The 26,181-nt window shown below is 70.7% G+C and carries 21 protein-coding genes; 8 read left to right on the forward strand and 13 right to left on the reverse strand.

Going from position 1 to position 26,181, the window contains the following annotated elements; translation table 11 throughout:
* Positions 1 to 40 precede the first annotated feature (40 nt).
* Positions 41 to 442 (forward strand): YybH family protein, encoded by a 402-nt coding sequence (locus tag OG711_RS36845; RefSeq protein WP_073788348.1) that lies wholly within the window; start codon positions 41 to 43, stop codon positions 440 to 442.
* Positions 443 to 586: 144 nt separating this feature from the next.
* Positions 587 to 2,203, forward strand: coding sequence for an aspartate aminotransferase family protein (locus tag OG711_RS36850; RefSeq protein WP_329563178.1), 1,617 nt, complete (start codon positions 587 to 589; stop codon positions 2,201 to 2,203).
* Positions 2,204 to 2,294: 91 nt separating this feature from the next.
* On the opposite strand, the gene OG711_RS36855 is transcribed toward OG711_RS36850, so the two are convergent.
* Complete coding sequence (locus OG711_RS36855; RefSeq protein ID WP_329563180.1) at positions 2,295 to 4,667, reverse strand: BTAD domain-containing putative transcriptional regulator; 2,373 nt, start codon at positions 4,665 to 4,667, stop codon at positions 2,295 to 2,297.
* Positions 4,668 to 5,543: 876 nt separating this feature from the next.
* Here OG711_RS36855 and OG711_RS36860 point away from each other — a divergent pair.
* The 3 genes from OG711_RS36860 to OG711_RS36870 are packed head-to-tail and all read left to right on the forward strand — an operon-like array spanning position 5,544 to position 9,189.
* Positions 5,544 to 7,352: a fatty acyl-AMP ligase gene (locus OG711_RS36860; protein WP_329563182.1), complete on the forward strand. Its 1,809-nt coding sequence runs from the start codon at positions 5,544 to 5,546 to the stop codon at positions 7,350 to 7,352.
* Positions 7,349 to 8,965, forward strand: coding sequence for an acyl-CoA carboxylase subunit beta (locus OG711_RS36865; protein ID WP_073788341.1), 1,617 nt, complete (start codon positions 7,349 to 7,351; stop codon positions 8,963 to 8,965). Before OG711_RS36860 ends, OG711_RS36865 begins: the two co-directional genes overlap by 4 nt.
* The gene (locus OG711_RS36870; RefSeq protein WP_329563185.1) at positions 8,962 to 9,189 is read left to right on the forward strand and encodes an acyl-CoA carboxylase subunit epsilon; all 228 of its coding nucleotides are present in this window, start codon (positions 8,962 to 8,964) and stop codon (positions 9,187 to 9,189) included. Before OG711_RS36865 ends, OG711_RS36870 begins: the two co-directional genes overlap by 4 nt.
* Before the next feature lie 195 nt (positions 9,190 to 9,384).
* Here OG711_RS36870 and OG711_RS36875 read toward each other — a convergent pair whose 3' ends face one another.
* The 5 genes from OG711_RS36875 to OG711_RS36895 all read right to left on the reverse strand — a co-directional run bounded on the left by OG711_RS36875 (position 9,385) and on the right by OG711_RS36895 (position 14,744).
* The gene (locus OG711_RS36875; RefSeq protein WP_329563187.1) at positions 9,385 to 10,242 is read right to left on the reverse strand and encodes a methyltransferase domain-containing protein; all 858 of its coding nucleotides are present in this window, start codon (positions 10,240 to 10,242) and stop codon (positions 9,385 to 9,387) included.
* A gap of 242 nt (positions 10,243 to 10,484) precedes the next feature.
* Positions 10,485 to 10,871: a PPOX class F420-dependent oxidoreductase gene (locus tag OG711_RS36880; RefSeq protein WP_329563189.1), complete on the reverse strand. Its 387-nt coding sequence runs from the start codon at positions 10,869 to 10,871 to the stop codon at positions 10,485 to 10,487.
* Positions 10,872 to 11,020: 149 nt separating this feature from the next.
* A complete protein-coding gene (locus tag OG711_RS36885; protein ID WP_329563191.1) occupies positions 11,021 to 11,920 on the reverse strand; it encodes an NAD(P)-dependent oxidoreductase in 900 nt (299 codons plus the stop codon).
* 348 nt (positions 11,921 to 12,268) lie between these two features.
* Positions 12,269 to 13,654: an FAD-dependent oxidoreductase gene (locus OG711_RS36890; RefSeq protein WP_329563193.1), complete on the reverse strand. Its 1,386-nt coding sequence runs from the start codon at positions 13,652 to 13,654 to the stop codon at positions 12,269 to 12,271.
* Between the two features lie 430 nt (positions 13,655 to 14,084).
* Positions 14,085 to 14,744: a GntR family transcriptional regulator gene (locus tag OG711_RS36895; protein WP_099279358.1), complete on the reverse strand. Its 660-nt coding sequence runs from the start codon at positions 14,742 to 14,744 to the stop codon at positions 14,085 to 14,087.
* Positions 14,745 to 14,870: 126 nt separating this feature from the next.
* Here OG711_RS36895 and lhgO point away from each other — a divergent pair, with 126 nt between their 5' ends.
* Both lhgO and OG711_RS36905 read left to right on the forward strand, forming a co-directional pair.
* Entirely contained in the window at positions 14,871 to 16,118 is a 1,248-nt protein-coding gene (lhgO, locus tag OG711_RS36900; RefSeq protein WP_329563196.1) for an L-2-hydroxyglutarate oxidase, read from the forward strand.
* An 84-nt stretch (positions 16,119 to 16,202) separates the two neighbouring features.
* A complete protein-coding gene (locus tag OG711_RS36905; protein ID WP_329563198.1) occupies positions 16,203 to 17,588 on the forward strand; it encodes an MFS transporter in 1,386 nt (461 codons plus the stop codon).
* Between the two features lie 245 nt (positions 17,589 to 17,833).
* Here OG711_RS36905 and OG711_RS36910 read toward each other — a convergent pair whose 3' ends face one another.
* The 7 genes from OG711_RS36910 to OG711_RS36940 all read right to left on the reverse strand — a co-directional run bounded on the left by OG711_RS36910 (position 17,834) and on the right by OG711_RS36940 (position 25,045).
* Positions 17,834 to 18,346 carry a F0F1 ATP synthase subunit B family protein gene (locus OG711_RS36910; RefSeq protein WP_329563200.1) on the reverse strand — a complete coding sequence of 171 codons (513 nt, stop codon included), beginning with the start codon at positions 18,344 to 18,346 and terminating at the stop codon, positions 17,834 to 17,836.
* A gap of 229 nt (positions 18,347 to 18,575) precedes the next feature.
* On the reverse strand, positions 18,576 to 19,403 hold the full coding sequence (locus OG711_RS36915; RefSeq protein WP_266511213.1) for an ABC transporter ATP-binding protein: 828 nt from the start codon (positions 19,401 to 19,403) through the stop codon (positions 18,576 to 18,578).
* The gene (locus OG711_RS36920) at positions 19,400 to 20,383 is read right to left on the reverse strand and encodes an ABC transporter ATP-binding protein (protein WP_329563202.1); all 984 of its coding nucleotides are present in this window, start codon (positions 20,381 to 20,383) and stop codon (positions 19,400 to 19,402) included. The genes OG711_RS36915 and OG711_RS36920 overlap by 4 nt, the downstream gene beginning before the upstream one ends.
* Before the next feature lie 4 nt (positions 20,384 to 20,387).
* Positions 20,388 to 21,239, reverse strand: a complete 852-nt coding sequence (locus tag OG711_RS36925; RefSeq protein WP_329563204.1) for an ABC transporter permease — start codon at positions 21,237 to 21,239, stop codon at positions 20,388 to 20,390.
* Positions 21,236 to 22,183 carry an ABC transporter permease gene (locus OG711_RS36930; protein WP_329563206.1) on the reverse strand — a complete coding sequence of 316 codons (948 nt, stop codon included), beginning with the start codon at positions 22,181 to 22,183 and terminating at the stop codon, positions 21,236 to 21,238. The genes OG711_RS36925 and OG711_RS36930 overlap by 4 nt, the downstream gene beginning before the upstream one ends.
* 6 nt (positions 22,184 to 22,189) lie before the next feature.
* A complete protein-coding gene (locus tag OG711_RS36935) occupies positions 22,190 to 23,845 on the reverse strand; it encodes an ABC transporter substrate-binding protein (protein WP_329563208.1) in 1,656 nt (551 codons plus the stop codon).
* Between the two features lie 15 nt (positions 23,846 to 23,860).
* Positions 23,861 to 25,045, reverse strand: coding sequence for a C45 family autoproteolytic acyltransferase/hydolase (locus OG711_RS36940; protein ID WP_073788285.1), 1,185 nt, complete (start codon positions 25,043 to 25,045; stop codon positions 23,861 to 23,863).
* A 135-nt stretch (positions 25,046 to 25,180) separates the two neighbouring features.
* On the opposite strand from OG711_RS36940, the gene OG711_RS36945 reads away from it, so the two are divergent.
* A complete protein-coding gene (locus tag OG711_RS36945) occupies positions 25,181 to 26,071 on the forward strand; it encodes a MurR/RpiR family transcriptional regulator (protein WP_266511195.1) in 891 nt (296 codons plus the stop codon).
* The last annotated feature ends 110 nt before the right edge of the window (positions 26,072 to 26,181 follow it).

The following is a 26,181-nucleotide window of genomic DNA, read 5'->3' on the forward strand; positions in this document are numbered from 1 at the left end:
TCCGGAGCCCCGTGCCGATGAGAGTGGGAGAATTCTCGCCATGTCCGACCAGCGGCCCTTCCTTCACGCCGAAAGTCCACAGGAGCACGCGAGGCTGTTCCTCGACGCCTTCAACGCGGGCGACCTCGACGCACTCGACCGTATCTACACCAGCGACGCGATCGCCGTGTGGGAGCCCGGCAACCCGCTTTCCGGGCAGGCCCGTGCCGACGCGCTACGGGAATTCCTCGCGTGGAAACCCCGGATGACCGCCGAACTGCGCGAGTCGTTCGTCGCCGGTGACACGGCGCTGCTGATCGTCGACTGGTCCATCGACATCCCCGCCCCCGACGGCGTGGAGCGTATGAACGGCACCGGCGTCGACGTGCTCCGCCGGGGAGCGGACGGCGCATGGCGCTTCGCCGTCGACAACCCCTTCGGCGGGGCGCCGCCGGCCGCCTGAGGAGATCCGCGATCGGCCGCCGCCGGGAGCTGTCGGCCGTTCACGGGGAATCCATCCGGTGCCCACGGCGGGGGAGCGGCGGAGGTTACCGGGCCATGACCGCGGGCTGAACCGTGGCGGGGATTCCGCGGCTATGGTCGGGCCATGGCCTCACACCGGACCTCAGCATTCCCCGAATCCGAACCGGAGACCGAACTCGCCGACCCGATGATGCTCCAATGGCTGGGTTCCCTCGGTTTCGGTGTCGAATATGTGCGCGGCGGGGGAAATACCCTCCACTTCCTCGACGGGGCGGGCGAAGAGATTCCCGTCATCGACTTCGCGGGCGGCTATGGATCACTCATCCTCGGCCACAATCATCCCGATATCGTGCGGGCCGCCCGGGACTTCCTGGACTCCGGCAGCCCCGTCCTGGCGCAGGGCTCGCTCCAGCCTGCCGCGAGCGAGGTCGCGAAGACGCTGAGCGCCATCGCGCAGCGTGAGTTCGGGGCGAGCGAGCCCTACTTCTCCGTGTTCTCCAACAGCGGCGCCGAATCGATCGAGGTGGCGCTCAAGCACGCCGAGTTCGACCGGGTCCTCGCCCTGCGGGCGGTGACCGAGGAGATCGCGCGGCATCTGGACGAGGCCCGTACCGCGGTCCGGGACGGCCTCGCCGAGGTGACGGCCCCGGCGTTCGACGCCCTGGGCGTCGTCGCGCAGGACCGTGCGGCGGGTGCCGCGGGATTCGAGCGGCTGGCCGCCGCCGTCCGCGCGGAGAACGCCCGGCGTACCGCGAGGCCGCCGCTCGTCCTGGCCCTGAAGGGGTCCTTCCACGGCAAACTGGTCGGCAGCGTCCAGCTGACGTACAACGCGGCGTACCGGGAGCCGTTCGCGGCGCTTGCCCCACCAGCCCGGTTCATCGACGTCGACCGGCCCGAGGCCCTGCGCGAGCTCTTCGAACGGGAGCGGGGCACCGTCCTCGACGTCGTGGTCGACGGCGGCGGGATCGCGGTGGTCGAGCGGTCCTTCCCGGTCTTCGGCGCGTTCTTCTGCGAGGTGATCCAGGGCGAGGGCGGTATCCGGGAGATGACGCCCGAGGCCGCCCGGGAGATCGAGCGCGCGTGCTCCGCCGCGGGGTGTCCCGTCGTCGTCGACGAGATCCAGAGCGGTATGGGCCGTACCGGCGCCTTCTTCGCCAGCTCCCGTATCGGTCTGCGGGCGGACTACTACACCCTGGCGAAGAGCCTCGGCGGAGGGATCGCCAAGACGGCGGTGACCCTGATCCGCGGCAGGCGCTACCGCCCGGAGTTCGAGCTGGTGCACACCTCGACCTTCGCGAAGGACACCTTCTCCTCCACCATCGCGCTGCGGGTCCTCGAACTGCTGGAGGCCGACGAAGGGCGGGCTTACCGGCTGGCGCGGGAGTGGGGCGAGCGGCTGACCGCGATGTTCACCGCGCTGCGGGAGGAGTTCCCGGGGGTGGTGAAGGACGTCCGGGGCGCCGGCTTGATGCTCGGACTGGAGTTCCACGACCAGTCCGGGGCGCAAGCGCCGCAGATCCGTGCGGCGGCCCGCGCGGGCGTCTTCGGGTACGCCGTCTCCGGGTATCTGCTCACCGCGCACCGCGTCCGGACCTTCCCCACCGCCAGCGCCGTGCACACCCTGCGCTTCGAACCGTCGGTGCTTCTGACCGAGGCCGAGGTCAGCAGGCTCGGTGAAGCGCTGCGGACGCTCTGCGGGATCCTCCGTGACCAGGACGGGCGGGCGTTCACCGGCGGATGAGGACCCGCCGGGCGCCCGGCGGGTCACATCGCGCCCCACAGCTGCCTCTCGCCGGGGAGGGCGACGGCCAGGTCGCGCCGAAGGGCCGCCGCTACCTCCCGCTGGACGGCGACAGCAGGGGCTCGGGCGCGGCCCGGTCGGCGCTCCGGACGATACGCCGCGGCGCTCCCATGCTCAGCAGGGCGCGGACATAGCGGCGCCGCTCGTCCGGCTTCTCCACAGGGCCACCGCTCACCCGGTCGGGGAACCACCGGGCGGGCCCCTTGCGTTCGCTCAGCGCGGGCAGCAGCAGGAAGTCGGCCAGTTCGTCCACCGCGGCGTCCGAGAGCGCCTCCAGTGTGATCGTCGTGGCATGCCGCTTGCCGCCGCCCCAGCCGGGCCGCCGGTGCAGCAGCTGCGGACGGGCCGACGCGACGACGATGAGCGGCACCCACCACAGATCGGTCAGCCCGTCGATGAACTCCAGCAACTCGTCGTCGGCGCGGTGCAGGTCGTCGATGACGAGGACGAGAGGGTTCCCCAGCTCCGGTTGCTCCAGGAACCTGCGCCATTCGTCGATCTCCACCGCAGTGTCCTTCGGCGGGACCGGGCCCGCGCCGGGATCGACGAACGGGATCAGACACTCCTTGAGCCAGCCCACCTGCCCCTCGGTGTCATGGTCGACCAGCCGGCGGAAGGAACTGAGGAGTTTGTCCGTCGCGAGCTGCCGGGAGTCGCCCGGCAGAATGCCGCAGAGGGCGTTGACCATCGCGCACTCCAAGGCGTGGATCTCGCTCGGGACCGGCTCCGAGGCGGTCGCCGCGGCCGGGTCCGAGGCGGCTTGCGGCACCTGGAAGCGGGCCAGGCACGACCGGTCGGCCACCTCCCGGCCGACCTCCGTGAGGAAGCGCGACTTGCCGGTTCCCGCGTCGCCGAGCACGGTGACGAGATGCGAGGTGGAGCGGTGCCGGGCGAGCTCCACGAGCTGCCGGACGAGCCCCAGCTCGAACTCCCGCTCCACGGTGGGCAGGGACTCCTCCCCGAGCGCGCCGTCGACGATCCACTCACCGGTGGTGTCGTCGAGCCGGTGGCCGACGAGCGCCGTGGTGGCCCGGCGGGTCTCGTCACAGACCCGGATCTCGTCGTCGCCCGCGTGGAAGAGCAGGGCGTGCGCCCGGCCGAGCAGGACCCCGGAGAACGTCAGCGGAGCGCCGTCGGAGAGTCTGCTGCGTACCAGTACCTCGCCGGTGCCCACCGAGGCGCGGACCGACACCCCCGGGGGCAGCGCCCCCGCGCCGGACCGCAGTTCGTCGGCGATGGCCAGCCCGGCCAGCACCGCTCGCTCGGCGGAGCCCTGACGCTCCGCCTTGTTGCCGAACAGCAGCACCGTGACGGAGCCCAGGGTGGCGCTGACCGCGCCGCCGAAGCGCTCGGCGGTGTCCCTGACCCGTGCGGCGATGTCGTCGAGCAGATCGTCCGCCTCGGCCCCGCGGCCGCCGACGGCACCCTCGGTGAACCGGGACTGCACCAGCAAGGTGCTCACCCACTCGCGTGCGCCGGACTCGGCCCCGGGTGCGGGAACGCCGTAGACGGTCCACCGGTCGCTGTCGGCCGGCTGCCGCTGGGACGGCACCGTTTCCTCGCGTGGCGCGGCGGATGCCCGGGGAGCGGCGGCGAGTTCGGCTCCCGTCCGGCCCGGCCGGCAGGCGTCCGCGCCGGGCAGCATCAGTGCGGGGTCGTGGGCCAGGATCGCCTGCTGGAGCGACTGGAGGTCGCGGCCCGGCTCCAGTCCCAGCCTCTCCACCAGTGCCGTGCGCACTCTGCTGTAGACATGGAGCGCGTCCGACTGGCGGCCACCCCGGTAGAGGGCCAGCATCAGCTGCCCGCAGGAGCGCTCCCGAAGTGCCATGCCCTCCACCATGGCCTCCAGTTCGCCGAGCACCGCCAGATGACGCCCGCACGCGAGCTCGGCCTCGAAGTAGTCCTCCATCGCGTCCCATCGCGCGTTCTGCGCGGTGGTCAGCTCGGGCCAGGAGATGCCCGCTTCGACGACATCCGCCAGCAAGGGGCCGCGCCACAGCGACAGCGCGCCGCGCAGTGTCAGCGCGGCCCGCTCGGGCTCACCGGCCGCGAGCCGCGTCCGGCCCGCCTCCACCCGGCTCCGGAATCGGAAGAAGTCGATGTCGTCGGGGTCGACCCGCAGCTTGTACCCGGGGGGCTGGGTGACCAGCGCGGGTGTCCCGTCCGGCGGCCCCGACGTGGTGAGTGCCCGCCGCAGACCCCATACGGCGTTCTGGAGCACCTTCCGGGCGGAGACCGGGGCTTCCCCTACCGGCCACAGGGCATGCAGCAGTTGACTGGTCGCGACGGCCCGATCGGCCTGCAACAGCAGATAGCCGAGGGTCGCCTTCTGTTTGGTCCCTCCGAGTGCCAGCGGGCGACCGTCGTCGAAGGCTTCCATGGGCCCCAAGATCTGAAACTCCACCGTCGCTCCCTAGCGCGTCACGAAATGTGGTGTATTCACTTGATACGAACTGGCCGGATCCAGGAAGTGTGGGTGCGGCGAAAGTGAGAGAAATGTGGAAGGCCGTACGCGTGGGGCGGCGCGGGTCCGAAAGAAGGACGTCCGCGGGCCAGCTTTCCGGCCGTGTATCCATCGAACGAATATTCGGTAATCCTGGAATGGTACGCACCTCAGAGTATGTGCGATCCATACGGAAATCAATTGCCTTTGGATGGCGGATGCCACCGCACGCGCATCGCGTCCGCGCGGCGGGCGAGTGGATTCACAGGAATCACTTCCGTTTCGGTGGATGCCAGGCTCATCACCGCTCGCCATGCGGTCCGTCGCCGTGCCGAACGATTCGGGTTACCACTCGATGAATCCAGCGTGAGCGGGTGCCCAAAGGTGTCTTCCCAGCCCTCGGGAGAATTATCCGCGACGCCCCGGACCTGACCGTATGAATCCCTATTCGATCCCTTCGGATATCCGACGACCGCACCGGGACAGGCGAATCAAGTATTTCCGGCCAGGACTGCCGGAACCGATCCCATTGGCTCGATGAATGGTTACCGCCTCATGACTGCGCTCTGACGCGGAGGGCGCCGGTACTCGGGTAGGGTCCCCGGTAAATCGCCGATGCCAGGCGCTTCTTCCGATCACCGCCACGCCAATACTCTGCAAAAGAGGCATGCCCGTGGAAAAAATAGCCGAGGCTGTGGCAGCGAACACGGCCCCCGCAGGCCATTCCCCACTCTCCGCGATGCCCAGCACCAGAGAAATCATCCTGGCCGTCCTCTCCCTGAGCCGCACGGCCACCGCCACGCCCCCGGAGCGTCCCCGGTCCGTCGGGGCGGCCTCATGACACCGCCGCCCCCCGACCACGCGCGGACCATTCCCGGCGCCTTGCGGACACGCAGCGAGAAACAGCCCGACGGGACCGCCTACGTCTTCCTCCGCGACGGCGAGGAACCCGGCGAACGGCTCACCTGGCGGCAGCTCGACGACGCGGCGCGCTCCCGGGCCACCGTCTTCGAGGAAGCCGGACTGGCCGGCCGCACCGCGATCCTGCTCCATCCGTCCGGACCGGAGTTCATCCGCGCCCTGCTGGGCTGCATGTACGCGGATGTCGCCGGTGCCCCCGTCCAGGTCCCCCGGCGCCGCCAGGACGTCGAGACGCTGCGCCGTATCGCCCATGACGCGGGCACGACCACGGTGCTGACCACCGCCGAGGTCGCCCGGGACCTGCGGGAGCGGTTCGGCGGTCTGCCGGAGCTCGCCGGACTCACCCTGCTCGCCACCGACACCATCGCCTCGGCACCGCGCGACGTGACGGCCCCGAGGGACGACCGCGACCTTCGTCCCGAAGGCATCGCCCTGCTCCAGTACACCTCCGGCTCCACCGGCGACCCAAAAGGCGTGATGGTCACCCACGCCAACTTCCGCTGCAACGCCATGGAGACGGAAGCCCTCTGGCCCCTCGGACAGGACGGCGTCTTCGTCTCCTGGCTGCCGCTCTTCCACGACATGGGCATGCTGTTCGGCGTACTGCTCCCGCTGTGGACCGGAGCACCGTCCTATCTGATGGCGCCCGGCGCTTTCATCCGCCGCCCGGCCCGCTGGCTGGAGGCCGTCTCACGCTTCCGGGCGACCCACTCGGCGGCACCGAGCTTCGCGTACGAGATGTGTGTGCGCGCCGCCCGCGAGGGCCGGACCGCACGGGTGGGCGACCTCTCCAGCTGGCGGGTGGCCGGCAACGGCGCGGAACCCATCCGCTGGAGGACACTCCGCTCCTTCTCCGAGACCTTCGCCCCGTACGGCTTCGCCGCCCGCGCCATGGCCCCCGGGTACGGACTCGCCGAGAACACCCTCAAAGCCACCGGCACACCCCAGGACCGCGAACCCGCCGTGCTGTTCCTGTCCGCCGACGCCCTCGGCCAGAACCGGGTCCGGCCGGTGAGCGGGACCGACGACGACGCGACACCGGTGGTGAGCAGCGGAGTTCCGGTCCTGGACACACAAGTGCGCGCCGTCGACCCGGTCACCCTGGAACCGTGCCCGCCGGACGTGATCGGTGAGATCTGGATCAGCGGACCGTGCGTCGCCGCCGGATACCTCGGCAGGCCGGAACTGAGCGAGGCGACGTTCCGCGCCCGGCTGAGCGGTACCGCCGCCGACGCCCCGTCGTCCGCCGGGGCGCCCGGGACCCATCTGCGTACCGGCGACCTCGGATTCGTACGGGACGGCGAACTGTATGTCACCGGCAGACTCAAGGACATCATCATCCGCCAGGGCCGCAACCACTACCCGCAGGACCTCGAACTCACCGCGGAGTCCGCGGTGTCCGGCCTGCACCCCAACTGCGCCGCCGCCTTCTCCACCGACGACGGCACGGCCGAGCGGCTGGTGGTCGTCGTCGAAGCGGACGGCAAGGTACTCAGGGAGCCGGGGGAGCGGCTGCTGCGCGCGCACGTCCACGACGCGATCCGCGAACACCACCGCCTGGCGGCGGACGACATCCTGATCGTCCGCCGCGGCACGCTGCCCCGCACATCGAGCGGCAAGGTACGGCGACGCGAGTGCGCACAGCGGTACACGGACGGCACCCTGCGCTCCGCCGCCGTCCCCCCGCCCCCCGCGCCCGTACGCTCCGCGGAGGTCTCCCGATGACCGGCCCCGGCCCCGCGAAGCCCCCGCCCCCCGAATCCGGCGACAGCGACGGCGGGACCACCCGGGAGCGGCTCGCCGAACTGGCCCGACGCCGGGCCCTGCTGAGCCGACCGGAGGATTCCCGGGCCGTCGAGCGTCAGCACGCCAAGGGCAAACTGACGGCGCGCGAACGTATCGAGGCCCTGCTCGACCGGGGCTCCTTCGTCGAACTCGACGCCCTCGCCCGGCACCGCAGCCACAACTTCGGCCTCGAACGGGACCGGCCCCTCGGCGACGGGGTGATCACCGGATACGGCACCGTCGACGGCCGCCGGGTCTGTCTCTTCGCCCAGGACTTCACCGTCTTCGGCGGCTCCCTGGGCGAGGTCTTCGGCGAGAAGGTCGTGAAGGTGATGGACTTCGCCCTGCGCACCGGCGCCCCCATCATCGGCATCAACGACTCCGGCGGCGCGCGCATCCAGGAAGGCGTCGTCGCACTCGCTCTCTACTCCGAACTGGGCAAGCGGCATGTGGACGCCTCGGGCGTGGTGCCGCAGATCTCCCTCATGACCGGCCCCTGCGCGGGCGGAGCCGTCTACGCCCCCGCGATGACCGACTTCGTCGTCATGGTCGACGGCATCTCCCATATGTTCGTCACCGGACCGGAGGTGCTGCGCACTGTCACCGGCCAGAGCGTCGACCGCGAGACCCTGGGCGGCGCCCGCGTCCACAACACCGTCTCCGGCGACGCCCACTACCTGGCCGCCGACGAGAAGGATGCCTTCGCCTACGTACGCCAGCTCCTGGGCTATCTGCCGTCGAACAACATGGAGGACCCGCCCGTCCACCACGACCCCGGCTGGACGGACGCGACCAGTGCGGCGGACCTCGCCCTGGACCGGCTGATCCCCGACGACCGCAACCAGCCCTACGACATGCTCAGCCTGGTGCAGACCGTGCTCGACGACGGTGAACTCCTTGAGGTGCAGCCGCTGTTCGCCCGCAACATGATCTGCGGATTCGGTCGGGTCGAGGGCCGCAGCGTGGGAGTCGTGGCCAATCAGCCGGCCGTCATGGCGGGTGCGCTCGACATCGACGCCAGCGAGAAGGCGGCACGGTTCATCAGGACCTGCGACGCGTTCCACGTCCCGCTGCTGACCTTCGTCGATGTACCGGGCTTCATCCCCGCCCTCGAACAGGAGCGGAGCGGGATCATCCGCAGAGGCGCGAAGCTCTTCTACGCCTATGCCGAGGCGACCGTGCCCATGGTCACCGTGGTCACCCGCAAGGCATACGGCGGCGGATACGGGGTGATGGGCTCCAAGCACCAGGGCGTCGATGTGAATCTCGCCTGGCCGACGGCCGAGATCGCGGTCATGGGAGGCGAGAGCGCCGTGGGAGTGCTCCACCGGCGGGCACTGGAGGCCTCCGACGACCCGGACGCCGAGCGCGAGCGGCTGCGCGCCGCGTACGACAAGGCGCTCTGCAATCCGTACATGGCCGCCGAACGCGGCTATGTCGACATGGTCATCATGCCTCATGAGACCCGTCGGCAGACCGCCGCGGCCCTGCGGGCACTGCGGGACAAGCGCGTCACCCGGTCCCCGCGCAAGCACGGGAACATCCCGCTGTGAACCCCGCCCGCCCGCGGCCCGTCCGGATCCTGCGCGGCACGCCCACCGACGAGGAGATCGCCGCCGTACTGGTGGTGCTACGGGTCCTCACCGCCGTGCGGACCCGGCGCGCCGCGGATCTCGGCGGGAGCGAGCCGCACCACGGGTACCGGCGTACGCCCTGGGTACGTCGGCAGCCAGGCTGGCGCGGTCCGGGTGTCTGGCGGCGGAGCGGCTGGCACTGAGCGGCTCCGGGAAGGGCCCCGGCGGGGGAGAGGGGACCGGCGGGCTCGGCCCCGTCACGACCCCTCCGGCACGATCGCGGAGGCCGTGCCGCCCGTCCGGCCCGTGCCCGTCTGTCCTGCCCGTACCGCCTGTCCGGCCCGTGTCGCTTGCCCTTCCGCCCGGACCTTCCCGGGCGGTCGGCCCCGGAGGGGCTGTCAGTCGGCCGGGCGCTCCGCCACGATCAGGACATAGCCCACCTCGGACAGGGTGGCGGCCTGGGAGAAGGAGTCGGCCGAGGCCAGGAACTCGATGTCGGCGCCTTCCTCGACCGCGGCTCCGGCCCGTCCCAGGAACTCAGGGATCTCGATGAAGGAACGGCGGACGTTCTCGCCGATGTCGGTGAACTCGACCACCTCGAAACCGGCCCCCCGCACCGCGGACCAGTGCTCGTCCGGCCCGGCGACCGACGGAGCCTGGAACACCTCGCACATATGGTCGACGATCTCCTTGGCCGCCCCGGTGGGCGGACGGCGCAGCAGGAAGTCGGAGATGACGACCCGTCCGCCCGGACGCAGCGTCCGGCGGATCTCACGGAGCGCTTCCGTCCGGTCCGACATATGAGTGAGCGATTCGATGGCCCAGGCGGCGTCGAAGGACGCGTCGTCGAACGGCAGAGTCATGGCGTCCGCGAACGCGAAGCGGACCCGGTCGCCCAGTCCGGACCTCGCCGCCCGTGCCTGGGCCAGCTCGATCTCCTGATGGCTGATCGACACCCCGACGACATGCGCCCCGGAGGCCGCGGCCAGCCGCAGCGCGGGTCTGCCGGTGCCGCAGCCCACATCGAGCAGCCGCCGCCCCGACCCGGCCGGTACCCGCTCCGCCACCAGATCCGTGAGCCGGTCCGTGGCCTCCAGGAACGAGCTGCTGTCGGAGTCGCCCTCCCAGTAGCCGAAGTGGATGTTCCCGTCGGCCGCCCCGTCCACGAGCTCGGTGTTCCGGTCGTACAGCCCGCCGACGCCCGCCGCCGGGTGCGCGGCCTCCTCGTCTGCGTGTTCGTCGGTGTTCACGTTCATGGGGGCTCCCTGCTGGAGTTGACGAACGGTCGGGGAAGACCTATCAGGCGATACGTAACCGCCCCGCCTTGTTCCCCGCACGACCGGTAACCGCGCGGGAACCCACCGGCACCCCGGGGGTGTCGCGGAGCCCCCGGCGGCGCTCCGGTCCGGCGGCGGTGTGCTTCCGCCGCTTCGGGGGAACCGGGTCCCCGGCGGACTCGGAAGGGCCCGGGGGCCTCGGGCGTCCCGGTCGGCGGAGGTCAGGCGTCGGTGACGGCGAGAGTGAGGACGACGCCGCTCGCGGGCTGCGTTCTCCGCAGCGCCTTGCGCTGGAGGTCGACCAGGTGGAACTGCCATGTGTACTTGCGGGCGAGCAGCTCGCGGACCCCGGACGGGTCGTCGAGGAGTTCGGCGGTCCCCTCGGCGCTGTGGGCGCCCTCGCGGACCCTGCCGCGTGCGTCGCACACCGTGATCACCACCCGGGGGTCACGGCGCAGCCGTTTGACCTTCCAGGAGTCGCTGGGCGTCCAGACGTAGAGCTTCCCGTCCTTCTGCGCGAACCAGACGGGCGTGGCGACCCCCGTCCCGTCCGCCCGGAACGTGGTCAGGCTGATGTGCCGCGCGGTGGTGAACGGATCGGCGCTCATGCTGTCGGGCGCCGATCCGTCGGAGCTTCAGTTCCGTGCACCGGTTCAACTCCTTGGCGTCGGTGGTCGGGGGGCCGTACCCGGTTCCCGATGGGCTTGTGGTCGGTGGGACAGGTACGTGGGCGACCGGAGCGGCCCTTCGGCCGGTGTCATGCCGTTCGGCCCGGCCTTCTGAGCAGTTCGACCAGTACCGAGATGCTCTGGTCCCGATGGCCGTCGGCGATGGCCCGCCGGAGCAGGTCCTGGACGGGAGCGAGCCAGGCGACATCGATGCTCGCCCCCTCCTCCGACGCGCTGTCACGGACGAGCGACTCGATCCCGTCGTGGAAGATGCCCACCGAGGAGGCGGGATCGCCGTACTCGCCGGTGTCGACCTCTTCCGCGAGGGCGGGAAGGATGGCTCCGATCTTCTCCAGCCACGCGGCGGCGTACGGCGCCAGGCTGCCGGCCGGGCGGCCCCGCGCGGTGATGAGGGCGACGCCCTGGAGGAATCCGAGGAGGGTCGGCAACAGGATGCCGCCCAGCGCCGAGTCGTACAGCGCCGCGCTGTCCGGCTCGGCGCCGAGATGAACGGTGTCGCCGCCCAGCGCGCGCAGTGCCGCCGCGTGGTCGCCGAAGATGGCGTCGTCACCGCCGTACAACAAGAGCGTGTCCGGCGCGCCGACGGCCTCCGGCACACTCATGACCGCACCGTCGAGGAACGCCGCCCCGTGCTCCGCCGCCCAGCCGGCCATCTCGCGCGCGCCCTGGGGGGTGCCGCTGTTCAGCGTGACCAGCGTACGGCCGGCCAGCGCCTCGACCGCCGGTCCCAGACACCGACGTGTGACGTCGTACGTGGTCAGACAGGTGACGATCAGTGGACTCGCGCGGACGGCCGCTTCGACGGCCGCCTCGTGCACCGCGCCCTTCTCCATGAGTCGCGCGGCCTTCGCGGGGCTGCGATTCCACACCGTGGTCGGATGTCCGGTCCTGATGAACGCCTCCGCGAGCGCGGCACCCATCGCACCCAGCCCGATGACCGTCACGGGTGCGTGCTTCTCCCCAGCCATGTGCGACTCCAGTCCACCGTCATGCTCTCGGATTGTTTCGGAATCCTCGAATCACGGATATCGGTCAGGTCTGTTACCGGCCCTCGTCGCCCATGGTGCGCCTTCGCCGGGTTTCCAACAAGGGCGCGTATTCGGCTGTGGCCACCTCTCACCCCGGGGAGCGAAAAGCGACCCGTCGACGGAACTCGATTGCCCAAGTACGAGAAATTACCGGCGAATGAGAGCGGGATGAACACCCCTCGCTCCGTTTGCTGTCAGCCCGTCCCCACGTAGACATGTCGTTGTGCGGGTGACTTCCCGGCGCGGGCAGGTACCCGCGGCGTCGGTCGTACGGCCGCGACGCCGAGGTCAACCCTTCCGCGGTCCGATCACCCGACGCATGATCGCGGGCCGGGCCAACGCCAGCGGACTGTCCAGCGCTCCCGCGACGCGAACGAATGCGGCCGCTACCGTCGCGTCATGCTGCGCGGCCGCCACCATACGGCGCAGATACCATGAAGCGACTCCCGAACCGGGTGCCCGGAAGCCCTTCACACCAGGAAGGAAGGAGTCGGAGAGGCTTGAGAACAACCACGGTTCGAGCACCACTCGCGCCGCGTCCCGGAAGAATCCTCGATGGATACCGTCGAGCCCTTCACGCAACCGCTCTTGAAGAACCAGCGCATACGCTGCCGAAGACATGATTCCCGTACCGTAAAGGGGATTCAGGACCGCCAGAGCGTCCCCTGTCACCAACAGCCCCTCGGGGAAACGTGACAGTCGGTCGTAGCGGCGCCGAAAGGTCCTGGGCACCTGGAAGGAATGCACCTCGGGCGACACCCGCGCCGACCGGATGACCTCCCACACATCGGGAGGGGCCAGGGCCTCCGCCTGGGCCATCAACCGGTCGGGGTCCACGCTCGGACGGTGATCGCCGTAGCCGAAGACCGTCATCGTCCACTGCCCCGCCTCCTGGACGGTGAAGTAGAAGCCCCGTGGGCGATCCAGCCTCGGTCCCACCACGATCGCCCGATCGTGGCCCAGTACGTCCGGCGCGCACTCCACCAACCGGCTCGCGTAACCCAGGTTCACCTGGACCCGGTCCTCCCGGGGTGCCTCATATCCCATCTCGCCCAACCAGCCCCGGGCGCGGCCTCCGCGGCCTGTCGCGTCGACCACCAGCTCCGCCGTGAGATCCTCGGCCTCGCCGTCGTCGATACGAGCGATTCTGACCCCCGTCACCCGACCGGGCGGGCCGGAGATCGGGGCCACCGCCTCCCATCCGAACCGCGTCGTCACATTCGTATGAGCGCGTACCCTTGAGCGAATCCCTTCCTCAAGAAACGGCCTGCTCGCCCACACGGTTTCCAGTTCGCTCTTCGACTGGCGGAACTGATGGCCGTAGTAATTGATCCGATGCTGGTCCAGCATCCCCACGCGGAGCCCGCCGCTCGCGATGAACTCCTCGCCGAGCCCCTGAAACAAACGCTCCAGCAGCGGTGCCGCTTTCAACGCGAGAACATGCGGATGCCATCCCTGTGGAACGCCGCGCCGTGGATCCGCGCTCCCGCCGCCATCACGCTCCACCAGCGTCACTCGCTCAAAATGACCCGCCAGCACATGCGCGGCCATCAACCCGCTCATCCCGCCGCCCAGCACCACCGCATTCATCCCCAACACCAACCCCACCCCTTTCAGTTGGTCGGCATGCAAGCCGGTGCCCGCTCGCCTCTTTCCCTCCCCGATATCGGCCATGTCACCCCACCGCTACACCGCTACCACCCGAACGGGCGACCGTGGAACCGATGAAAACCCGTCAAAATATCCGCCCGCTCAAATCCGGTCCTATGTGGGCCGACTTGTGAAGGTCGCGAATCATGAGCAGCCCGAAGGTGAAGGAATCCGGAGTTCGCGCGAAATCCTGCCGGTCGGTGATCGTTATCGGCGTGCCGGGCAGGAGCGATGCGGGGAGCGGGGGTCAGCACCGGCTGGATGCGGGGCGGAGGCCGACACCGGCCGCGGGGCGGGGAGGGTATGTCGGGCCGCCGTCCGGCCCTGCGAGGCCGGGAGGGTGTGGCGGGGTGCTGTCGAACCCTGGGGGCGGGGTGCGCGCGTCGGCCGTCGTCGGAGCGAGGCCGAAGCCGTCACGCGGCCGTGGGTCCGCCCGGCGGCGACGGCCCGGGGGTCACTCGCCTCGCTGGGCGGCCATGACGTGATCGCGGGCGCCTTCGACATGCGCCGTGATCACGTGGCGCAGCGCCGCCGCGTCACGGTCGCGCAGCGCGTCGACCATCCGCTGGTGTTCGTCGTCGATGCGGTCGAGGTCGTGGCCCGAGCGCGCCCAGCGCCGGCTGTACGGCTCGACGAGGTGCAGCAGCTGGTCGACGAAGCGCAGGGTGAGCCGTCGCTCGGAGAGGGCGTAGATACGCCGGTGGAACTCGTAGTTGAGGGAGGCCCGGCCCGCGGCGTCGCCGCCCTGGCGGCGCATCTCGTCGGCGAGGTCCTGGAGTTCGTCGATGTCCCGGTCGCGGCAGCCGCGCACGATCTCGTCGGCCAGGTGCGGCTCCATCTGGAGGCGCAGTTCGAAGAGTTCGGCGATCTCGCCGTGGCTGAGCTCGGCGACGACCATGCCGCGCTGCGGCCGCACTTCGATCAGGCCCTCGGCGGCCAGCGTGTGCATGGCCTCGCGCAGGGGGATGCGGCTCACCTTCAGCTCGGTCGCGAGCTTCTCCTGCACCAGACGGGTGCCCGGGAGCAGTCCGCCGTCGCGGATGGAGGTGCGTAGCCGTTCGGCGATGACGCCGGCGCTGTTGCTCGTGCGGGGGGTCCGTGCTGCTCGGGTCACCTCGACACTCTATCCCGGTCTCTTGTGCACCCACGTAGCGGCTGTATACATTCACCTCTCCAGTCGCAGCGACTGTATACAGCCGCTGCGGATCGTCTGTTCCACGCCACCAGAAAGGGCCACCGGATGTCACGTGACGTCGACGTCGCCGTCATCGGAGGGGGGCTGCTCGGGCTCGCCACAGCCCGGGCGCTGCTGCGGGCCCGCCCGGATCTGTCCGTCACGGTCCTGGAGAAGGAGGCGCACTGGGGCGCCCACCAGTCCGGGCACAACAGCAACGTCATCCACAGCGGCCTGTACTACGCGCCCGGCTCCCTCAAGGCCCGGCTGGCCCGGGCCGGCGGGGAGGAGATGATCCGGTACTGCGAGCAGCACGAGGTGCCCGTCAAGCGCACCGGGAAGCTCGTGGTGGCCACGTCCACGTCCCAGCTCCCGGGACTGGACGCGCTCGCGGAGCGCGGCCGGGCGAACGGTGTCACGGTCCAGCGGCTGAGCCGCGCCGAGTTCGCCGAACGGGAACCGCATGTCGCGGGGGTCGCCGCGCTGTCGGTCGCCGACACCGCCATGACCGACTTCGCCCAGGTGTGCCGGGCGCTGGCGGCCGAGCTGAACGCACTCGGCGCCCAGCTGCGCACCCGGTCGCCGGCCCTCTCCTTCACCGCCACCGCGGACCGGACCGTGATCCACACCCCTGGTGAGGAACTGCGGGCCCGGACCCTCGTGAACTGCGCGGGCCTGCACAGCGACAAGATCGCGACGGCGGCCGGTGACCGCCCGACGGTACGGATCATGCCCTTCCGCGGCGAGTACGCCGAGATCAGGCCCGGCCGCCGAGGGCTGGTCAACAACCCCGTCTACCCCGTGCCCGACCCCGAGCTCCCCTTCCTCGGCGTGCACATCACCCCGATGCTCGACGGCTCCGTCCACGTGGGACCCAACGCCGTCCCCGCGCTGGCCCGTCAGGGCTACCGCTGGCGCGACGTCGACCCCCGTATGGTGGCCGAGCTGCTGCGGGACCCGGCGCTGCGCGGCCTCACCCGGCGCTTCTGGCGGCACGGGGTCACCGAGATCAGCCGCTCGCTGATCTGGCCGCTGTTCGTCCGCGATGTCCGCCGTCTGGTCCCGGAGATCGAGAGCAAGGACATGCGGCGGCACGGAAGCGGCGTCCGCGCGCAAGCCGTCACGGCGGACGGGCGACTGGTCGACGACTTCGTCATCAGCCGCACCCCGCGCGCCGTCCATGTGCTCAACGCGCCGTCACCCGCGGCCACATCGAGCCTGCGTATCGGAAGCCGGATCGCCGCCGACGTCTTCGAACAGCTCGGCCACGAGGATTCCGCCCGCACCGTACGCGAAGAGTCCGCCGCGGCCTGACCGCTCCCCGCAGTCGCAGGCCCCGCCGCCTCTTCCCCTTCCCCTCTCTTCCCCTCTTCTTTCAACGGAGATCGAGGACAGCTCATGGCGAACGCCCCGCACAACCCCGGACCGCCTCCCGCCGTCGCGCGCCGCCGCGTCGCCACCGCCACCATCGTGGGCTCGGCGCTGGAGTGGTACGACTTCTATCTCTACGCCTCCATGGCCGCGCTGGTCTTCGGCAAGATCTTCTTCCCGCAGAGCGATGACGCGGCCGGCACCATGGCCGCTTTCGCGACCTTCGCGGCCGGATTCCTGGCCCGCCCGCTGGGCGGCATCATGTTCGGTCACCTCGCCGACCGCATCGGCCGACGGAACGTACTGATCATCACCTTCGTCCTGATGGGCATCTCCACAGGGCTGATCGGACTGCTGCCGACCTACGAGTCCGTCGGCGTCGCGGCGCCGATCGCCCTGGTGGTCCTGCGTATCTTCCAGGGTCTCGGAGCCGGGGCCGAGTACAGCAGCGCGGCGGTGGTCGCCTATGAGCACGCCGACGAGAACCGGCGCGGCCGGCAGGGCGCCTGGCCGGCCCTGGGACTCAACCTCGGACTGCTGCTGTCGTCGCTGACCGTCACGGTGCTCACCAGCCTGGACGAGGAGATACTCCTGACCTGGGGCTGGCGCGTCCCGTTCGTCGCGAGCTTCGCCCTCGCGGGCGTGGGCCTGTGGGTGCGCAGCCGCGTCCCCGAGTCACCCGACTTCCACCAGAACAAGAAGGAGCAGGAGGGCTCCGCCCAGCAGCTGCCGTTCGTCACCCTGCTGCGCAAGCAGCGACGCGGCCTCCTCGTGGTCCTGGCCGTCTCCTTGGGCTACAACGCCCTCAGCTACATCTTCAAGACCTTCTCCCTGGCCTATCTCTCGGACTTCCAGGACGTCTCGGCGAGCGTCGGGGCGTTCGGAGTCACCCTGGCCAGTGCCACCGCCATCGTCACCGTGCCGCTCTTCGGGTGGGCGAGCGACCGCTTCGGCAGCCGCAAGGTCCTCGCGTGCGGCGGCGTCGCCTCGGCGCTCTTCGCCTTCCCGTTCTTCGTGCTGCTCGACACCCAGAACTCGGTCGTGATCTGGGTGTGCCTGATCATCGCGACGGGCGTGCTGGCACCGGCCATGTTCGCCCCGCAAGGCGCCTTCCTCTCCCGGCAGTTCCCGGCGGACGTCCGGGTCAGCGGGGTCGGCACCGGACGGGAGCTCGGCGCGGCCCTCTCGGGCGGCCTGGCCCCGCTGGCGGCCCTGGCCATCGTCGGCGCCAGCGCGACCAACGCCACCTGGGGCGTCTCCCTCATCCTGATCGTCGGAGCCGTCGTGGTGGTCATCGGCGCCTTCTTCGACCAGGGCACCCGCCCGGCCGCCTCACCCGCCGTGCGACAGGACCCCGACCCGGAGGACCGGACCCCGGACCGGGACGACGTCCCCGTGCGCCAGGCCCACTGACACCCGGGCCCAGGCCGGGGAGCCGTTGAGCGGGCCGACCGCACCAGGCGGGACGGGGCAAGTGCCCCGTCCCGCCTTCCGGTTGAGCCGCCGCTGAACGCGCGGGGTGGCATGGTCGGCCCACCGTTCGAGGTCCGCCGTGCAGGGATTCACCCCGGACAGCCCACTCCACCGCCAAAGCCGTCCGCTGCGCGAGACCCGGAGGCGCGGCAGGAACCGACCGGCGCAGGAACCGACCTGTCTGGTCAGGTCCTGAGAGATTCCTCCGGCTCGTCGAGCTCGGCGAAGAAGTCGTCCGCGATGGTACGGGCGTTCGGCAGGTCGTCGACTGATTCACCGACGATGCGGCCCGCGAGTTCAAGGGCCAGGGCGAACGTGGCTTCCCGCAGTTCGGCTTCCGCGATGATCCGATCGGCTTCCAGCTGTGTCCTCGCCGATGCCACGACCTTTTCGCGCTCCTTCTGTCCTTCCTCGCGCAGGACGGCCAGGAGGGAGGCGCCTTCTTCGGCTGCGGTCTGGCGGAGCCGGGCGGCTTCCTGGCGGGCGGCGGTGAGATCGGCGCGGTACTGGTCGCGGACGCGGCGTGCTTCCTCCTCGATGTCGGCGGCTCGGGCGGTCGTGCCGTCGATCGCCTCGTCACGTTCTTTCAGGACCTTCTCGATACGGGGGAGAAGGACCCGCGTGAAGATCGCGAAGACGGTGAGGAAGCTGATCAGGGCGATGACGAGGTCGGCTAGCTCTGGCGTCAGAGGTCCCATGGCGCCGATGGTATCAACGTAAGATCCATCCACGTCGGCCGCCTCTGTCCCGCTCTCCCTCAACTGCCGTTCCTAAGGCGTTGGTTGGTCTCCGCGAGGCAGACGACAGCTGGTAGCCGACAGGCGAGCGAACAGGTGCTGCTCGCGGCCGGTCGGCCTGTACCGCACGGTTCCGGGCAGCGGCGTCCCGCCCGGGCCGTCCCCCCCCGCTGCCCCGTCGACGCGGTGCTCAGACCATGGCGGCTCGCGCCGTGACCGCGTCGGCCGGGTCCCAGCCGGCTCGCGGCACCGACGCCAGCAGCAGCCGCGTGTAGGGGTGCCGGGGTCCGGCGAGGACATCCGCTGTCGGTCCTTGTTCCACCACCGTGCCGTGCCGCATCACCACGACCTCGTCGGTGATGTGGTGGACGACCGCGAGGTCGTGACTGACGAAGACGAGGGCCACCCCGGTGTCGTCGCGGATCTCGCCCAGAAGCTGGAGGATCTGTGCCTGGATGGAGACGTCCAGGGCGGCCACCGCTTCGTCGAGGACGAGCACCCGCGGTTCGACGGCCAGTGCCCGTGCGATGGCCAGTCGTTGACGCTGGCCGCCCGAGAGGCGGTGCGGTCCGGCGTCCGCTTCCCGGGCGCCGAGCCCCACTTGGTCGAGCAGTCCGTCGGCCGCCTTCGCGTCCCGGCCGTGAAGGCGCAGGGCAGTGGTGACGCACTGCCGTGCGGTGAGCCGGGGGTCCAGCGAGACATAGGGGTCCTGGAAGACCATCTGGATCTGCCGGGCCCGTGCCAGCCGCGCCTTCCGGCCGCGCGGGGTGCGTGGGGCGCGGAGCTGTCCGGAGACGGCGACGGTGCCCGCGTCCGGGCTCACCAGCCCTACCAGCATGCGGGCCACGGTGGTCTTCCCGGACCCGGACTCGCCGACGATCCCGAGTGAGCCGCCCGCCGGGACGCTGAAGGTGATGTCGTCCGCCGCCGTGAGACGGCCTCCGCCGGGCAGTCGGTAGGTCTTGCGCAGTCCGTTCACGCTCAGCAGCGGTGCGGCCGTCGGCGCTTGGGGCGTCATCGGTGACTCCTCTTCTCGGCGCCCTGGCCCACCGGCGCGGACAGGCGGCGGCAGGCCGCCGTGCCCGTGTCGGCCAGCGGCACGGGTTCGGGCCGCCAGGTCGAGCACTCCGGTTCGGCGTCCGGGCAGCGGTCGGCGAACTCGCAGCCGCTGAAGGCGTCCGCCAGCGACGGCGGACGGCCCGGGATCGGACGGATCTCCCTCCCGCTCGCCCCCAGCGTCGGGGAGCAGGCCAGCAGACCCTTCGTGTAGGGGTGGCGGGGCCGGTCGAAGAGGTCCCCGGCGGGCCGCTCCTCGACGATCCGTCCCGCGTACATCACATACACCCGGTCGCAGTACGCGGCGGCCAGCTGGAGATCGTGCGTGATGAACAGGAGCCCCAGGCCACGTTCGGCGCGCAGGGTACGCAGGAGGGCGAGGATCTCGGCCTGGGTGGTGACGTCGAGGGCGCTGGTCGCCTCGTCCGCGAGGAGCAGCTTCGGTCCGGCGGCCAGGGCTCCGGCGATCACGACGCGCTGGAGCATGCCCCCGGACAGTTCGTGCGGGCGTTGACGGGCGCGCCGTCGCGGATCGGGGATGCCGACCGTGCCGAGGAGTTCGACGGCCCGGGTGCGGGCCGCCTTCCCGCCGAGCCCGGTCCCCGAGAGCCGTTCGGCGAGGAAGTCCCCGACGCGGCGGACCGGGTTCAGCGCGGAGCGCGGGTCCTGGTGGACCATGGCGACCGTGCGGGCCCGGTGCAGGCGCAGGGCCTCCCCGGTCAGGGCGAGGACATCCGTGCCGTCGACGCGCACCGCGCCGGAGACCGCCGCCGCGCCGGGGTGGGTGCGCAACGCGGCTTTGGCGGTGGTCGACTTGCCGGAGCCGGATTCCCCGACGAGGCCGACTACCTCGCCGCTCGCCACCTGGAGGGAGACGCGGTTGAGTACGGGGCGGGCGGTGCCGGGGTATTCGAGGGTGAGGTTCTCGATGTCGAGGAGCATGCGGCTACCTCCTGGTGCCGAGTCGGTCGGCGGCCCAGACCCCGACGACGTTGAAGGAGACCACGACCAGGGCGATGGCGACGCCGGGTACCAGGGCGGGCAGGAGCGCGCCCTGGACGACGGCGGCCTGTCCCTCCTGCACCATCAGACCCCAGTCGGAGCTCGGTGGCTGGGCGCCGAAGCCCAGATAGGAGAGCGTGGCCAGGGACATCAGGGCCTCGCCGAACAGCACCACCAGATATCCGGTGATCGACCGGCCGAGGTTGGGGACGAGATAGCGGGCGCAGATCCGGGCGCCGCCCATGCCCTGGACGCGGTAGGCGTCGATGTAGGGCTTGTGGCGTTCGGAGAGTGCCACCGAGCGCGTGTACTTGGCGACGGTCGGCGTGTAGGCGAGGCCCAGCGCGATGACCGAGGTCGTCGTCCCGGTGCCGAAGACCGCGATGATCAGCACGGTGAACAGCAGCCCGGGGAAGGCGTACATCACGTCGGTGAGGCGGGAGACGACGGTGTCCACCCAGCCGCCGCGCCATGCGGCGAGCGTGCCGAGGGTGACGCCGAGGACGGCCGCGATGGCCAGCAGCAGCGCGGGGGCGATCAGGCTGGTGCGGGCTCCGTACAGCACCCTGGAGAGGAGGTCCTGTCCGGAGGAGTCGGTGCCGAGCGGATGTTGCGGGCCGGTTCCCACCAGTGACGCGGAGAGGTCGATGGCATCGGGTGCGTACGGTGCGAGCAGGGGTGCGAGGAGTGCCGCGAGGACGACGAGGACGAGTGTCGTGCCCGCGATCACGACGCCTGTCGGGGGCCGGTTCCTTCCGCTCCTTCGCCCGGCGGGGGCAAGGGTGAGCGCGCTCATGCGGCGGTTCCTTTCACCCGGGGGTCGAGCAGCGGATGGGCCAGGTCGACGAGGGTGGTCACGACCATGTATCCGGTCACCATGACGAGGAGCACGGCCTGCGCGACGGGGAAGTCATGGGTGTTGATCGCGCCGACGAGGAGCGAGCCGATGCCGCTGATCCCGAAGGCGGTCTCCACGACGACCGTGCCGGCCAGCATGCCCGCCATGACCAGACCGCACATGGTGACGATCGGGCCGAGCGCGTTGCGCAGGATGTGCCGGACCACGATGTCCCGTTCGCGGACACCGCTGGCGCGGGCGACCTCGACGTGGTCGGCGGTGCCCGCGTCGACCATCGACTGCCGGGTCACCCGGCTGATCAGGGCGAGCGCGCCGAGCGCCAGGGACAGCGCGGGGAGTGTCAGGTGGTGCACCGTACCGGCGAGTCCCGTGCCGCTGCCGGACACCGGGAACCAGCCGAGCTGGACGCCGAGGACCGCGACCAGGGCGATCGCGGAGACGAACGAGGGGACGGAGGCGGCCAGGGTCGTCCCGCCGACGATCGCCGAGTCGATCCAGGTGCCGCGGCGCACGGCGGCGAGGACACCCGCGCCGACCCCGAGGACGACGAAGAGCACGGTCGCGTACGCGACGAGGGCGAGTGTCGTGGGGAAGCGGGCGGCCAGCAGATCGGCGACCTGGTCGCTGTACTTGAAGGAGCGGCCGAGGTCGAGCTGGAGGCAGTCCCCGAGCCAGCGCCCGTACTGCACGACGAGAGGTTCGTCGAGGTGGTACTGGGCCCGGACCAGCTCCAGCTTCTCCGGGGAGAGTTTGTCGCGGCCCCCGGCCAGGAACACGGCGGGGTCGCCGGGTGCCGCGTACACGGCGGCGAAGATGACGAACGAGGCGGCGACGAGTGTGGCCAGCAGTCCGGCCAGTCGCCGGGAGATCCGGGCGAGCATGCGCGGTCAGCCCTTCTTCGCGCCGAGCTCGGCGGCCCACGGGTAGTAGAGGTAGGCCATGGAGGCGGGCGGCCCGGTCATGTCCTTGTTGAGGACGAGTACGGACGGCACCTGGGCCACCGAGATCCAGACGGCCGCGTCCGTGAACGTCTTCTGGATGTCGACCGTGAGCTTCGCGCGCTCGGCGTCGTCGAGTGTGGCGAGCGCTTTCCTCACCTTGGCGTCGTAGGCGTCGTCCTTGAAGCCGACCCAGTTGTTGGAGGAGTCGGACAGGGCGTTGTCGTAGAAGCCCATGGGGTCGGCCTTGGAGATGTACCAGTCTCCGACGAGTACATCGATGTCGGCGCGTTCCTGGGGGGCGCTGTAGAACTGCTCGAACTGTGCGGCGGGAACCGTCTTGATCTGCCCCTTGAGGCCGATCCGCTGGAGCGCGGCGCGGACGGCGTTGGCGACGACGGAACGGCCCTGGCTGGAGTCCGTGCCGATCACGATCGGTTCGGCGGGGTCGGCTCCCGACTTCTTCACCAGCTCCCTGGCGGTGCTGAGATCCTCGGTGCTCGGGCTGGCGGGGGCGTGGGCGACGGCTTTCTGGGCGGCTTCGAAGACGGGCTTCGCGTAGCCCCAGGCGCCGGAGCCGACCGGGGTGCCCCAGGGCTGGACCATGCCGCCGTAGCCGGACGCGGCGATGCCCTCACGGTCCAGCGCGAGGGAGAGCGCCCGGCGGACTTTGGGGTCCTTGAGCCCGCCGCGCTCGGTCGGGATGAGGACGAGGGAGGCGGTGGAGGGCCCGTAGTGCTGCTCGACGCCCTTCTTGTTCTTCAGCGCGGCCGCGGTGTTGGGCGACTCGGCGTACGCGCCGTCGGCGGCCCCGGTCGTCAGGGCGTTGACGAGGGCGCTGTCGGCGGCCCAACGGAAGGTGACCTGCTTGGTGAGCGGTTTCCTGCCCCAGTAGTCGTCGTAGCGCTCGATGGTGATCGAGTTGCCGGACTTCCAGTCGCTCAGCCGGTACGGGCCGGTGCAGGCGTCGGGCTGTCCCGGTGTCCCGAAGTCCTCGCCCGCCTTCTCGACCTGCTCCTTGTTCCAGACGATGCCCGCGTCACCGGCGAGGGCCTTGAAGAACATGGCGTCCGGCGTCTTGAAGGTGATCGTGATCCGGCGGTCGCCGGTCTTGCGCATCGCGGCGATGTTGGCGAACTCGTCGCCCTGTTCCATGTCGGGGTCGGCGTGCCGCTGAAGGCTCCACAGCACGTCGTCGGCGGTCATCGGGGTGCCGTCGTGGAAGGTGACACCGGCGCGCAGTGTCAGTACGAGGGTCTTGTCGTCGGGGGTCTCGGCCTTCTGTGCGAGGAAGGGTTTCGTCGACATGTCCGGTTGCAGCTGGTAGAGCCGCTCGCAGACATTGGTGAGGACGACGCGGCCCGCGCTGGTGCCCTGGGTGTCCAGATCGAGGGAGTCCGGCTCGTCCTCCAGGAGCCAGTCGGCGCTTGCGAGCGCGCCCTTGGCCGGGGTGGTGACCGGGGTGAGTGCGAGCGTTGCGGCGTCGGCGGTGCCGGAGCCGTCCGTGGTGTCCCGGGTGGCTCCGCTGCATCCGGCGGCGGCGAGGGTCACGGCCGTGACGAGGCCCGCGGCCAGGGCCTTGGTTCTTGAAGAGGCGTGGGTCATCACACTGATGTCCTGTCAGTTCCGGCCGTGCGGGCCGTCGTAGAGGTTCCAGGGGAGGTGCTGGTACTCGCGGTCGCAGGGGGTTCCGGCGGTCACGTGGTAGTCACCGGTGGTCAGATCGGTCAGGGAGGAGACGAGCGTCGTCCAGTGCTCGACGGCGGGCTGCCGGGGGTCGGCGTGGGTGCACAGGGACTCGGGGTGGCCGAGGTGGTCCGACATCGCCTCGCGGATGATCGCGCGTGACTCGTCGGGCCCGGCGGAGTCGCGCAGGGCCTTGAGCCCTTGTTCGGCGCGTGGGACACGGACCAGGGAGTCGGACGACAGGGGGCGGTACCCGGTGGCGGCGAGCGGAGCGGGGATGCCCGCCTGGTAGTGGTTGCCGTGGACGAGCAGGCCGTCCGTCGGGTACATCCAGCCGTGTCCGGCCGGGGTGGTCTCCAGGTCGATGGCGAAGCCCTCGCGGCAGGTGAGGAGCGCGTTGCTGGCGATATGGGCCCGGGTGCGGCAGAGCACGTCGAGTGCGTCGGTGATGTTGCCCTGGTCCAGGACACTGCGGCGTACGACGGTCTGGGGCAGCCCGACCTTGTCGTCGAACCGGCCGCCGAGACCATTGGCGTTGAAGGCGATCCCGGCGGAGTTGGCGCCCTGGCGGCCGATCTGTCCGGCCTCCACCTGCATGATCAGGGTCGGTCTGGGGGGCTGCACGATCCGGATCATGACCACGGTGTCGGCCACACCGGCCCGCCAGTCCCAGTTCTGCCCGGCGTAGACATGGCCGTCGCCGCTGGCCTCGCCGTAGGCGGCGAAGGAGGTGCAGCCCTCGGCGGGTTCCTCCTCGCCCGGCTGCCCGTCGGCCTCCATCCGTGCGAAGGACTTGTCGTAGATGACCTCGCCCCGGGCGTTCAGGGCGAGGACGTCCAGCAGGCCGACGCCCGCGCCGTCCGCGATGCCCTGCATCTCCTCGACGAGGTGGGGCGCGTAGTCACGCACGGGCTCCAGCCAGCGGGCGGCCAGGGTGGTGACCCGGTCCCAGGTCAGCCCGGAGGAGCGGCCGAACGCCTCCTCGTAGTAGCCGAGTGCGGCGTGCAGTTGGGGGCGCACGGCCTCGCCGTACTGGACACCGCGCCGGCGGGGTCCGCCGGAGATCTCGATGACCGGGAGGACCCGGGCGGGTCCGGTGCCGGTGGGACGGGGTGTCATTCTTCTCCTCGCTGCGGAACGCGGAACGACGCCAAAGGACCAGGACGATCCTGTAACGTTGATTTCAAGTTACGTTCCACTTGGAACTCGCTGACCAGGACAGTAACGTCGGCCTCGTGAAAGTCAATGGTTGTAATGAAAATTCCAGAGAACGGGACCGCGGCGACCCGGCTGCGCGCAGTGATCCGGGCCCAATGGGACGATCTGTCCACATCCGAGCGGGCCGTCGCGCAGCACCTGGCCAGCGTCCCCGTCGAGCAACTGCTCTTCGCCAGCGCTCAGGAGCTGGGAGCCGCGAGCTCCACCAGCAACGCCACCGTCGTACGGGCGCTGCAACGCCTCGGGTACGCCGGCCTGCCCGCCCTGAAACGCGAGCTCGCCAACGACTTCACCGCGGCCGTCGCCCCCGAGGAACGCCTCAAGCAGCGCATCGCGCATGTCGGCCAGGACCTGGAGTCCATCTGGACCGATGTCTTCGACGAGGCCCAGGACCGCGTGGACCACGCCAGACGCCTCACCGAACCCGAGGCGTTCAAGCGCGCCGTGGCCGCCCTGACCGAAGCACGCGAAGTGTTCTGCTACGGAGTGGCCGCTTCCGAACCGGGCGCCCGCCACCTCTCGCTCGCGCTCGGCAGGATCGGCCGCCGGTCCCGCTTCGTCTCCGAGACCGGCTTCGCCCTCGCCGACCAGCTGCTGGCCCTGGGGCAGGGCGACATCGTGGTGATCTTCCAGCCGGGCCGCCGGCTCGTGGAGCTCACGGTCATGATGGAACGCGCCCGCGCGGTCGGCGCCAAGGCCGTCCTGGTGACGGATGAGCTGGGCGAGGAGTACGCGGACCACGTCGAGGCCGTCCTCACCGCCCCGCACACCCCGACCGGCATCACGGCGGAGTCCCTGACCGGCCTGATCGTCGCGGACGCGCTGCTGCTCGCGCTGGCCACACTCGACGAGAACCGCGCGGTGGAGACCTCGCACCAGCTCACGGCTCTGCGGGAGCAGTTGCTTCACCCCAAGCGCCGCCCCTGAGCGGAAGTGCCCTCAGGGCCGCCTGCTCGCAGGGGCCCGGAGGGGCGGCGACGGCGTGAGTGCCGGGGCCGAGCTCCGAATCGGCCGACGGCGCTCGGCCGCGGTGCGGA

The organism is Streptomyces uncialis, from assembly GCF_036250755.1.
GTDB lineage: Bacteria > Actinomycetota > Actinomycetes > Streptomycetales > Streptomycetaceae > Streptomyces > Streptomyces uncialis.